This is a genomic window from Actinomycetota bacterium (assembly GCA_040905475.1).
In the GTDB taxonomy this organism is placed as follows: domain Bacteria; phylum Actinomycetota; class AC-67; order AC-67; family AC-67; genus DATFGK01.
The window spans coordinates 1-9,961 of record JBBDRM010000027.1; the positions used below are offsets into that span (position 1 = coordinate 1).

The 9,961-nt window shown below is 68.0% G+C and carries 9 protein-coding genes; all 9 read left to right on the top strand.

Features of this window, described 5'->3' with window-relative positions; genetic code table 11:
• The coding region (locus WEB06_02580) for an acyl-CoA dehydrogenase family protein (protein ID MEX2554499.1) at positions 1–185 on the top strand (185 nt) is incomplete at its 5' end.
• A 3-nt stretch (positions 186–188) separates the two neighbouring features.
• Positions 189–1,703: an amidohydrolase gene (locus WEB06_02585; protein ID MEX2554500.1), complete on the top strand. Its 1,515-nt coding sequence runs from the start codon at positions 189–191 to the stop codon at positions 1,701–1,703.
• Between the two features lie 72 nt (positions 1,704–1,775).
• A complete protein-coding gene (locus tag WEB06_02590; GenBank protein MEX2554501.1) occupies positions 1,776–2,174 on the top strand; it encodes a cyclic nucleotide-binding domain-containing protein in 399 nt (132 codons plus the stop codon).
• 383 nt (positions 2,175–2,557) lie between these two features.
• Positions 2,558–3,898: an alpha/beta fold hydrolase gene (locus WEB06_02595; protein MEX2554502.1), complete on the top strand. Its 1,341-nt coding sequence runs from the start codon at positions 2,558–2,560 to the stop codon at positions 3,896–3,898.
• A 228-nt stretch (positions 3,899–4,126) separates the two neighbouring features.
• A complete protein-coding gene (locus WEB06_02600; protein MEX2554503.1) occupies positions 4,127–5,341 on the top strand; it encodes a DNA double-strand break repair nuclease NurA in 1,215 nt (404 codons plus the stop codon).
• The gene (locus WEB06_02605; GenBank protein ID MEX2554504.1) at positions 5,341–5,934 is read left to right on the top strand and encodes an HAS-barrel domain-containing protein; all 594 of its coding nucleotides are present in this window, start codon (positions 5,341–5,343) and stop codon (positions 5,932–5,934) included. The genes WEB06_02600 and WEB06_02605 overlap by 1 nt, the downstream gene beginning before the upstream one ends.
• On the top strand, positions 5,931–7,568 hold the full coding sequence (locus WEB06_02610) for an ATP-binding protein (GenBank protein MEX2554505.1): 1,638 nt from the start codon (positions 5,931–5,933) through the stop codon (positions 7,566–7,568). Before WEB06_02605 ends, WEB06_02610 begins: the two co-directional genes overlap by 4 nt.
• Positions 7,565–8,800, top strand: coding sequence for an exonuclease SbcCD subunit D (locus tag WEB06_02615; GenBank protein ID MEX2554506.1), 1,236 nt, complete (start codon positions 7,565–7,567; stop codon positions 8,798–8,800). The genes WEB06_02610 and WEB06_02615 overlap by 4 nt, the downstream gene beginning before the upstream one ends.
• On the top strand, positions 8,797–9,961 hold a 1,165-nt coding region (locus WEB06_02620; protein MEX2554507.1), incomplete at its 3' end, for an SMC family ATPase. The genes WEB06_02615 and WEB06_02620, both read left to right, overlap by 4 nt.

Consider the following 9,961-nt stretch of genomic DNA (forward strand, 5'->3'; position numbering starts at 1 on the left):
AGCTGTTCGCCTCGGACACCGCGATGCGCGTGACGACCGACGCCGTGCAGGTGCACGGCGGCTACGGCTACATCGAGGAGTTCCCCGTCGAGCGTTACATGCGCGAGGCCAAGGTGCTGCAGATCGTGGAAGGCACCAATCAGATCCAGCGGCTCGTGATCGGCCGCTCGCTCGGTCGCGACTAACGCGTGACGGTTCTGTGGACCGACGCCGTCGTGCTCGGTCCCGACGGCGCCGACACCGGGCTCCGCGCGCTGGCGGTGGATCCTCCATGGATCGTTTGGGTCGGCCGGAGCCCCGCTCACGCTCCTCGATGCGATCGCCGCGTCTCGCTCAAAGGCCGCCGCGTGTCGCCGGGCTTCGTCGACGCGCACGCGCACCTCACGATGACCGGGCTCGTGATGGAGGGCGTCGATCTGTCGGCGGCGCGCAGTGCGCTCGCTGTGCGACGCGAGCTCGCGCGGTTCGTCGCGCGTGATCCGAGGCGCTTGGTCTGGGGAACCGGCTGGGACGACGCCGCGCCGGGATGGCGGGGCAGGGGGCCGGTCGGGGAAGACCTGGATCGTGCGTCCCCGAACCGGTTCGTGTACCTGACGCGGGTCGACTCGCACTCGGCGGTCGTGTCCATGCGGCTCTTCGAGGCGGCGGGATGCGCGAAGCACGAAGGCGCCGACATCGACGACCGCGGACGCTTCACCGGCGTCGTCCGCCGCGACGCGCATCACGCCGCGCGGCGCTTCGCGCTCGACAAGCTGCCGGCTTCGGCGATCGCCGCCGCGAATCTGGCCGCCGCCCGCGCCGCCTCGGCCGCCGGGATCACGACGGTGCACGAGATGTGTGGCCCGTTGCACGGCGCGGGGGAGTCCGGCCTCGATGTTCTCCTCGACCAGCGACTGCCGGTGGACGTGGTCGCCTACTACGCGTCGGAGGATTTGCGTGTGTCACGCTCGCGCGGGCTCCGCACGATCGGCGGCGATCTGAACGTCGACGGCGCGCTCGGCTCGCGCACCGCTGCACTGGAAAAGCCATACACCGATGCGCGCGGCCACGCGGGCTCGCTCTATCGGGACGCCGGCGACTGCGCGGCGTTCTTCGAAGAAGCGACCCGCGCTGGGCTTCAGGGCGGTGTGCACTGCATCGGCGACGCGGCGTGTGAGGCGGCCGTGCGCGGGCTCGAACGCGCGGCGCGACGAACCTCGCTCGCCGCGGTGCGCAGGCTCCGCCATCGCTTCGAGCATTTCGAGATGGCGTCGCCCGATCTCATCCGGCGGGCGGCGAGGCTCGGCGCCGGCATCTCGATGCAGCCGGCGTTCGACGCCGCATGGGGCGGCCCGGGCCGCATGTACGCGAAGCGAGCCGGCGCCCGGCGCTCACGAGCGATGAACGACTTCCGGACCGTGCTCCGAGCCGGATGCGTGTGTGGCTTCGGCAGCGACTCGCCGATCACGCCGTTCGACCCGCTGGCCGGCATCCGAGCAGCAGTCGACCCTTCGAACCCCTCTCACCGGATCGCCTTCGGCGACGCGTTCCGGTGCGCGACGCTCGGGGCGGCCTCCCTGGCCCGAGAGGAAGGGGTGAAAGGCCGGCTCGCGTGCGGCTACCGGGCCGACTGGGTGATCTGGGACGGCGACCCAGCTCGATCCCGCCGGGCCTCGGTCGCGGCGACCGTTCTCGGGGGCCGGGTGGTATCGGGCTCGCTGTAGAGGGCAGGGTCGTTGGTGCCCGATGCGTCCGGTGTGCAAACATCTTCAGCAGAATCTGAGCGAGGAGGAGAAATGGACCAGAGCCGGCTGAAGACGGTGCCGCTGTTCGCCACCCTGAACGAGAAAGAGCTGAAGCAGGTCGCGCAGCTTGCCGACGAGGTCGACGTGTCCGAAGGAACCCATCTCGTCGACGAGGGCAAGTTCGCACACGAGTTCTTCGTGATCGAGGACGGCAATGCGGAGGTCGTGCACGACGGAAAGACGGTCGCCGAGCTCGGGCCCGGTGACTTCTTCGGTGAGATCGCGCTGATCCGAACCGATCGCCGGACCGCATCGGTCGTCGCCAAGAGCCCGATGAAGCTCATCGTGATATTCGGCCCGAACTTCCGGTCGATGGCCTCCGACCTTCCCGGCGTCGCCGAGAAGATCGATACGGCGGTCGAGGAGCGCTGCGCGGAGTTGAACCTCTAGAGAACACGTGGAGCGTCCAAAGACCCGCTACGCACGCAGCGGCGACTCGACTTTCCTGTGATGTACCAAGTTCTCTCTCGGAAAACGTAGTCACAACGGGACATCGCCAATCAGGTCTTCGGCAGGGACCAACTTCCGCATCGATCGACAGATATCCGGGGGAGGCAGCACGAGGGGATGTTGCCTCCGTCCAGCGGTGAAACGACTGGGAGCATCATCAAGTATGGATTTGTCAGGAGCCGCTTGACGCCCGCCACGCGACCGCGCAGGCTGCGACCCATGAAAACGCCAAGCGTCGCGGGCATGAAGCCTGAAGACCCCGACACTACCAACATGGCGTCCGCGAGCGGCCCCGGGCCGAAGCGGCACTGCACAGTGCAGCGGTGAAGCGGCCCGCGGTACGGTGGGCGGAGACGGCCGACGGTCTCCAAGTCGCGTTTCAGACGCTCGGTGACGGGCCGGTCGACCTAGCGATCAGCCCCTCGCAGTACTTCAACCTGGACGCGATCTGGGATGACCCGGCGTTGGATCGGTTCCTGCGGCGACTTGCGTCCTTCTCCCGTCTCATCCTTCACAACCCGCGGGGGTCCGGCGTCTCCGATCCTGCCCCGCGCGGAGGGTGGGTAGTGGAAGAGCTCGTTACGGACCTCCACGCGGTCCTCGATGCGGTCGGGTCCAAGCGTGCTGCGCTCCTGGCCATCGAGGCAGGCGGCTTCCAAGGGATCCCCTTCTCCGCCACGGCGCCCGAACGGGTACATGCCCTGCTCCTCCTGAATGCGTTCGCGACTTGGCGGCGCAGCGATGATTACCCGGTCGGCTTCCCGGACAAGGCCCTTGAAACGTTCATCGAGATGTCCTTGACTTCCCACGGATCGGCGGGATCGTTGCGTTGGATCGCTCCGGAGCTCCACGACGACGAGCGATTCCGAGAGTCGTATGCGCGCCTCGAGCGTCTCACGAGCAGCCCCTCAGTCCTCCGGAAACAGGTCGTCGAAGGCACGTCAAATTTCGACGTGCGCGGCATCTTGTCGGGCATCCGCGCGCCCACGCTGGTGATGTGCCATACGGCCCATCCCTGGCTGCGATCGGGTCACAGCCTGTACCTCGCCGACAACATCGCCGATGCTCGTTACGTCGAGCGCGACGGGCTGTGGAGTGTCTTCTGGATGCACGACGTCGACTGGGTGGCGGAAGAGATCCAGGCTTTCCTCACCGGTACCCGCGGCGGGAGCGATCTCGATGATCGCGTTCTCGCGACCGTTCTCTTCACCGACATCGTCGCCTCGACACAGCGGGCCGCTGCGTTGGGCGATCGGCGCTGGCGGCACCTCCTCGACGATCATGACACCGTGGTTCGCCGCGAGATCGAAGGGTTCCGCGGCCGCGCGGTGAAGTCGACGGGCGACGGCATCATGGCCACCTTCGACGGACCGGCCCGAGCGATCCGCTGCGCTGTGGCGATCGGCGAAGCCGTGCGATCCCTTGGCCTCGAAGTTCGCACGGGCGTGCACACCGGGGAGGTAGTGCAACGGGGTGAGGACGTCGGAGGCATCGCCGTCCACATCGCCGCACGCGTTATGAACGAAGCCCGTCCGAACGAGGTCCTGGTTTCGGGCGCCGTGCCACCGCTGGTTGCCGGCTCGGGCCTGGAGTTCGACGACCGAGGCGAGCACACGCTCAAAGGTGTCCCGGGCGAGTGGCGCCTGTACGCGGTGCGGTCGTGAAGCCGCCGCCGATCCGGTACGCACAGAGCCCCGATCTACATATCGCCTATCAGGTCCGTCCAGAACTGATCTTCCGGGTTCCTGGAAGCGTGAAGTCTCTCCAGGCATAATCCAGCCGGCTGGCACGCTGCCCCTCTCTTCCCCTGAGGCTTCCCCGCCTTCCCACGTTTCCGCTGGTCACGGCGTTGCTGTCGTACCCGGCGTCTATCGTGCTTCGCAGGAGGCGGAATGACCCTCAGGCTCGATCAGGTTTTCGGCCAGATCACGGCGATGAGCGCCGCCGTGGCCGCGGCCCGCGACGACCTGGCGTCGCGCCTCACGCGTGCGGCGGGGGAGTGGCAAGGCGTATGGCCCGACGTCGACCGGGTGCGCGGCAAGGTCGCCGCAGCCAAGACGTCGTGGCTGCTCGCTCAGCCGCTCGAGAGCCCCGAGCTTCGATCCTTGCCGGACTTCTCGCCGCCACGCTGGCGTGTGGTCGCAACCGACGGCTCGCAGATCGAGGTCTCCCGGCACGAGATCGCGCCCTGTTTCCTCGTCAACGTCGGTGAGGTCACGCTCGACTACGGGGACGAGCCCGGCGCCACGCTGGCCAGTGAACCGTCCCTCTTCTTCGAGCCCGAGGACCTCTACCCGATCTACGGCAACGAGGAGCGCGCCGCCGACGGAGCCGTCGTCGGGGCGGTGCGCGACACCCACGAGTTCCGAAGGCTCGCGCAGCTCGTCCGCGAGACCGACCGGCCCGCCGTTGCGCTGGTCGACGGGACGCTGATCCTTTGGCGCGACGAGACCAACCCGCGCGGTCTAACCGGACTCGCAGCGGATGACGTCAAGAAGCAACGCCTCGACGCGATGCTCGAGCTGTTCGAGGCCGGCGAGGAGGCCGGTGTGCCGGTCGTCGGCTACGTATCGTCGCCCGGCGGCTCCGACGTGGTGAACACACTCAAGGTCATGCTCTGCCCCGAGCATCCGGTCGACTGCGACCGCTGCCCCTTCACGCACGAAGGGATACGGCCGACCGCCGTGTTCGACAAGCCCTGCGACCCCGTCGCGCGCGTTACCGACGCGATGCTGTTCCGGAAGCTTCTCAAGTCGGGCCAGCGATCCCCGCTGTTCTGGTCGAGCGCGCCGGTCCTCGACGCGTATGAGCGGCATCGGGTGGCGTTCTGCTACCTCGACGCCGCGGACGAGATCGCGCGGCTCGAGCTCCCGGCGTACGTCGCGACCAACCCCGAGCTCATCGCACTCGCGCACTGGGCGGCCGCCGATCAGTCGCGGCGCGGCTACGGCTACCCGGTCGCGCTCGCAGAGGCGCACGAGCAAGCGATCGTCCGCTGGGCCGATCGGGACGCATTCTTCCGCCTCGTCGCGCAGCGGTTCGTCCGCGAGGGTAACCGGGTCGCGCTGTCCCGTAAGCAACTCCGCAAGAGAGGAGCCCTGGTTTGATGGAAAAGGGTTTGAGCGAGCTGAACGGCGTCATCGGAGAGGTCGTCGGCGCGTCGACGACCCGTTTCCGCGCGGTCGCGAAACAGGTTTTCGAGCCGCCGCGGTTCGGCTCGTTCGTGAAGGTCGCCTCGACCGGTGGGCTGGTATACGGCGTCGTGTCGAACGTCGAGACCGCCTCGTTCGATTCGTCGCGCCGCGCCATGGCGTTCGGCATGCCGTGGGAACAGCTCGTCCGCGAGCAACCACAGATCGTGGAGCTTCTCCAGACCGAGTTCGACACCGTGGTGATCGGGTACGGCGCCGAGGACTCTCTCCACCACTACCTCCCGCCGTACCCTCCCCGGCTTCACGATTTCGTGTCGCGCTGCCCGCCGACCGAGATCGCCGCGCTCACGGACTCGCTGGAGTTCGTGCGAACGCTCGCCGGCCTGCCCGACGGACCGGTCCATGAGCTGGTGGCCGCGGCGATCCGCGAAGCGTCGCTCGCGCGCGGCCGCGATGCGCTCTTCGTGAACGAGGCCGCCCGCGCCGTCGCGGAGCTGTTCAAGGACGACTATGAGCTCGCGATGTCGATCGTGCGGAGGCTGTCATGAGCGACGGTAACGGACACCGGCCGTTCCAAACCAAGACGATCGCGCACGTCATCCAGGGGTCGCTGCTGGAAGGGCTGGTCGCCCGCCTCGCGGACGACTCTGAGGTCGAGGACCTGCGCGTCGGCCGGTTCGTGGTGGTGGAAGGGGCCCGGAACCGGTTCTTCTCTTCGGTCCACGACGTGAAGCTCGAGGCGGCCAACCTGGCGGTGCTCAAGGCGCCCCCGCCCGAACTCGACCTGGCGCGCACCTCGCTGGCCGGGACCCAGACCTACGTCACGCTCGAGCTCAAGCCCAAGCTCATGCTCGAGCGCGCAGACGGTGAGGTGCATCCGGTCAAGACGATCCCCGGACACTTCGCGCGGGTCGCCGAAGCGACCGACGAGGACGTCGCGCTCGTTTTCGGCGAGCCCGGCGAGACGATGATGCGCCTCGGCTCACCGCTCGAGATGGAAGCCGCCGTGTGTCTCGACCTCGAGCGGTTCGTCGAGCGATCCAACGGCGTCTTCGGAAAGACCGGCACCGGCAAGTCGTTCCTGGTGCGGATGGTTCTCGCCGGGCTGGTGCGGAGCCGCGCCGCGGTGAACCTCGTCTTCGACATGCACAACGAGTACGGCTGGGAGTCCTACGACGAGGAGACACGCCGCAGCGCGCCGAGCCTCAAGCAGGCGTTCGACTCCGAGGTGCTGATCTTCACGCTCGACCCCGCCTCGAGCGCACGCCGGAAAGTCACGCCCGACTACGAGGTCCACATCGCCTTCCGCGACGTCGAGGCCGACGACCTCGCGCTGCTCGCGCGCGAGCTCAACATCAAGGAAGCCCAGATCCCCGCGATGCACCGGCTCTACGAGACACTCGGGGCGAACTGGATACTCGAGTTCCTCGCTCTATCGCCGGGGACCGAACTGAACGCGTTCGCTGAAGATCACGGCCTGCACCCCGGCTCGCTCGCGGCGCTGCACCGCAACCTGGCGCGGCTCCGCAAGCTTCCGTTCCTCAAGGAATCGGGCACGGACGACTCGGTCGAGCGCATCGTGAAGGGGTTGCTCAACGGCAAGCACGTCGTACTCGAGTTCGGCGGGCAGACCAGCCTGCTCGCGTACATGCTCGTCGCCAACATCCTCACCCGCCGGATCCACGGCCGCTGGCGGGTCGCCAAGGAAGCCGCGTCCGCAGAGGGTCGCCACGATCACCCGCCGCAGTTGACGATCACGATCGAGGAGGCGCACAAGTTCCTTTCGCCGGAGGCCGCCGGTCAGTCGATCTTCGGCGAGATCGCGCGCGAGATGCGCAAGTACAACGTCGGGCTCCTCGTGGTCGACCAACGACCGAGCGGTATCGACGACGAGATCCGCTCCCAGCTCGGCACGCGGATCATCGCGAGCCTGGACGACGAGCGCGACCAGCAGGCGGCGCTGGCGGGGCTGCCCGACGCCCCCGCGATGCGGGTGCTGCTGAACAACCTCGAGCCGAAGAAACAGGTGCTGCTGTCCGGCTACGCGATGCCGATGCCGATCGTCGTCGACGTGGACGACTACTACACGTTCTTCCAAGGGATCAGGAGACAAGTGACGGGAGCGCTTTCCGGTACCGATCCTTGGGCCGGCAGGGGAGGGGGGTCGGCGCCGGAGGCATGATCCGGGTCCTGCACTTCTCCGACTACCATCTCGGCTCCGATTCGTACGGGAAGCCGGACCCCGTCACCGGCATCAACCAGCGCATCCTCGACTTCGCCGCGCGGCTCGACGAGCTCATCGACTTCGCGCTGGCGAACGAGGTGGACGTCGTGTTGTTCGCCGGCGACGCGTTCAAGAACGCGCACCCGAGCCCGACCGTCCAGAAGCTGCTCGCGGAGCGCATCTGGCGGCTCGCGAAGGGCGGCGTTCGCGTGTTCCTTCTGGCCGGGAACCACGACCTGCCGCGCATGGTCGCCAACGTCACCGCGTTCAGCGTCTACCCCGCCCTCGAGGTCGCCGGCGTCACCGTCGCCGAGCAAGCAGGCGTGTACAAGATCGAGACGGGCAAGGGCGAGGTCTTGCAGATCGCGGCGATGCCGCATTTCTGGCGGAGCGCATTGCTCGCTCAGATCGCCAGGCCGCTGTCGCCGCTGGAGGTCGACCGGGCGATCGACCGGATGGTTGCCGAGAAAGTCGATCTGCTCGCGAGCCGGCTGAACCCCACGTTGCCGGCCGTACTGACCGCGCACTGCCACGTGACGAAGGCCCGCGTCTCGACCGCGCAGGATCTCTACGGCATCTCGGACTTCGAGCTCTCGCTGTCCTCGATCGCGCACAAGGCGTTCCCATACGTCGCGCTCGGCCACATCCACAAGCCGCAAGCGCTCAGTCCCGAATGGGGACCGGGTCAGACGTTCGCCGCCTACTCGGGCTCGCTGGATCGGGTCGACTTCGGGGAAGAGGGCGAGCAGAAAGGCTTCTACGTCTTCGATCTCGAGGATGGGCGCCTCGCATCCGAACCGCACTTCGAGACGGTGAACGCGCGCCGCTTCGTGACCGTGAACGCGACGGCGGCGACGGACGCACCGACCGGAAGTGTGCTCGCGGCGGTCGCGAAGGAAGACGTCGGCGACGCGATCGTCCGGGTCCGGGTGGCCGCTCCGCGCGAGCTGTATGCGGCGATCGATCTCTCGGCCGTCCGTCGCGCGCTCGATACCGCGTACGACGCCCGCGTGCAGCCGATCTACGAACAAGAGGAGGTCGTGATCCGCGACCCCCGTTTCGCCGGCCAGATCTCCGAGGCGCAGGCGTTGGAGGAATACGTTCGATCGCAGGCTTCATTCGCCAGGGACGCGGACGACCTGCTCCGGCTCGGACGCGACCTCATCAACGACGTGGTGTCGGGCGCATGATCCCCATCCGGCTCCACCTCACCGATTTCCTGTCGTACAAGACGATGCCCGAGCCGCTCGACTTCTCGCAGGTCCGTCTGGCGTGCCTGTCCGGACCCAACGGTCACGGCAAGAGCGCACTCCTCGACGCGATGACGTGGGCGTTGTGGGGGAAGGCGCGGGGCTGCGAGGGCGGGCAGGAGCAGGAACGGCTGATACGCGACGGCGCCGACGCGATGCGGGTCGAGTTCGTCTTCGAGCTCGACGGCCAGACCTACCGGGTCGCTCGCAGCCGGTGGCGCACGGGCAAGGCCGACATCGCGTTCAACGTGCAGGCGCCCGACGGCTCGTGGACGGATCTGGCGGGGGAGGGGATCGCCGACACACAGCGGCGTGTGATCGAACGTCTCCGCATGGACTACGAGACCTTCGTCGCCAGCGCCTTCATCCTCCAGGGGCGCGCCGACACGTTCACGCGGCTCGACCCGCGGCAACGGAAGGATGTGCTCGCGAAGATCCTGGGGCTCGAGATCTACGAGCGGCTCGCCGACCGTGCGAAAGAGAAGCGCAAAGACGCTCAGGCGGAAGGCGATGTGTCGGCGACGCTGCTCGACGCCCTCGAACGCGATCTCGCGGCTCGGCCGGACCTCGAGACGCGGAGGGCCGAGGCCCAGACGGCACATGACCTCGCCGGGTCCGAGCGCGCCGCGGCGGATGCGGTCCTCGCCGCGCTGCGGATCAAGGAGGGAGAGCTTCGGAGCGTCGAAGCCGCCGCGACCGAAGCGAAAAAACGGCTCGAGGAAGCATCGACGACGCTGACCCACGAGGAGGAGGAGATCGCCCGGCTCGCCGAGGAAGTGGAGCGACTCGAGGCGGAATCACGGATCGACCCCGCCGCCGCGGCCGCGGCCGCGAAGCTCGAGGCGTTCGAGCGAGACGAGCGGGAGATGGACGCTGCCCGCCGCCGCCACGATGAGCTGGCCGGGGAAGCCTCGTCGCTCGTGTCACGCATCGAGCAGGAGAAAGCCCGCCTCGAAACCGAAGCCGCCGCACACGAGCGCACGGTTGCCGGTCTGGAACGAGAGCTCGCAGCCGAGCCGGACGCGCGGGAGCTGCTCGGGCGAGCTCAGGAGGAGATCACCTCGCTCGACCGGACGGCGGCCGAGCGCGAGACCCTTCTCG

Bases quoted from the DNA above. Each gene is read 5' to 3' on its own strand.
- WEB06_02605 (MEX2554504.1), top strand. From the start codon at position 5,341: ATGGAAAAGGGTTTGAGCGAGCTGAACGGCGTCATCGGAGAGGTCGTC.
- WEB06_02600 (MEX2554503.1), top strand. From the start codon at position 4,127: ATGACCCTCAGGCTCGATCAGGTTTTCGGCCAGATCACGGCGATGAGC.
- WEB06_02610 (MEX2554505.1), top strand. From the start codon at position 5,931: ATGAGCGACGGTAACGGACACCGGCCGTTCCAAACCAAGACGATCGCG.
- WEB06_02590 (MEX2554501.1), top strand. From the start codon at position 1,776: ATGGACCAGAGCCGGCTGAAGACGGTGCCGCTGTTCGCCACCCTGAAC.
- WEB06_02615 (MEX2554506.1), top strand. From the start codon at position 7,565: ATGATCCGGGTCCTGCACTTCTCCGACTACCATCTCGGCTCCGATTCG.